We start from the raw sequence: 1,268 nt of genomic DNA, 5'->3' as shown, positions 1-1,268 counted from the left end.
CGTTGCTCAACACCCGCTGCGAGCTCTGACGCGATGACGTTGCTCTCTTTTGGCGGCAAGCCGCCCTGCCCGTGCGTCATGACAGGCGGACAGCCAGCGGCTAGTACCCACTTTTCTTGGAACGTGAGTCGTGATTCAAGGTCGGGATGATACCCGAAGCAAGAGAAGTCCACCTTTCGAGGAAAGATCGCAAGGTGCTTGAGGCGTGCTGTCGCTCACCGGTGACGTTGCAGCGCGATTTGAAGCGGGCGCGGATAGTTCTGTTGGCGGCGGATGGGCGCAGCACCCGGTCGATCGCCAAGGAAGTTGGGGTCCAGCCGCGGATTGTCAGCCTTTGGCGGCATCGCTATGCCGACCATGGCCTTGAAGGGCTGCAAGACAAGCCGCGGCCTGGCAAGCAGCCGATCTATACGAAGACGACCGACAAGCGGATTCTGAAGCTGCTGGATAAGCCGCCACCGCAAGGGTTTGCGCGCTGGACCGGCCCCCTGCTGGCCGAGGCGCTGGGCGATGTCGATGTCCAATATGTCTGGCGGTTCCTGCGCAGCCACAAGATTGACCTGGTGGCTCGCAAGTCCTGGTGCGAGAGCAACGACCCGAACTTTACGGCCAAAGCCGCCGATGTTGTCGGCCTCTATGTCGCGCCGCCGGCGAAGGCCATTGTGCTGTGCGTGGACGAGAAGCCCTCGATCCAGGCCCCGCGGGTCACTTCAAATTCCTCCGGGTGTGGTCAGTCAAATTCCTCCACCCGCGAGGCAGGACAAGGGACTGTTAGTTTGAGTTTGTTTCCCGGGCAAGAGCTTCAGCGGCTTCTTTGAGCCGATAGCTGCGTCCGTCGAACTCAAGCAGATGGCAATGATGCATAAGGCGATCGAGGATCGTCGTGCTCATAGTGTTGTCCCCAAGGTATGCCCCCCAATCCTGCACGACGCGATTGGAGGTGACGATGACGCTGCGGCGCAGTTTGTAACGCTGATGGATCAGGGTCTGCAGCAAAGTGCCGGCGTCGTCGGGGATGGCGCGTGCGAGGAATAGATCGTCCAGCACGAGGAGATCGCAGTCGATGATGGTTCGCAGCCGGACCTCGCGTTGTGCCGGAGAGTTCAGGGCGTAGCGGTGGAAGAAGTCGTCGGTCTCAAGATACTGGACCTTGTGGCTTTGCAGGATCGCCTGATAGGCAATCGCCTTGGCGATGTGCGACTTCCCGGTGCCAGGTTTGCCAACAAGCAGAGCGTTCTCGCCAGCGGCAATGAACGCCAGGGTGTGGA

At 60.4% G+C, this 1,268-nt stretch carries 2 pseudogenes; one reads left to right on the top strand and one right to left on the bottom strand.

Features of this window, described 5'->3' with window-relative positions:
- Nucleotides 1-146 precede the first annotated feature (146 nt).
- Nucleotides 147-698, top strand: a pseudogene (locus tag JQ567_RS37935) (IS630-like element ISRj1 family transposase); the annotation flags it as partial.
- A gap of 73 nt (nucleotides 699-771) precedes the next feature.
- On the opposite strand, the pseudogene istB reads toward JQ567_RS37935, so the two are convergent.
- A pseudogene (istB, locus tag JQ567_RS37930) lies at nucleotides 772-1,268 on the bottom strand (IS21-like element IS1631 family helper ATPase IstB); the annotation flags it as partial.

It is taken from the genome of Bradyrhizobium sp. AUGA SZCCT0431 (genome assembly GCF_018131065.1).
In the GTDB taxonomy this organism is placed as follows: Bacteria; Pseudomonadota; Alphaproteobacteria; order Rhizobiales; family Xanthobacteraceae; genus Bradyrhizobium.
The sequence above is the reverse complement of the archived record's forward strand: the minus strand, read 5'-3'. Positions and strand labels throughout refer to the sequence as shown.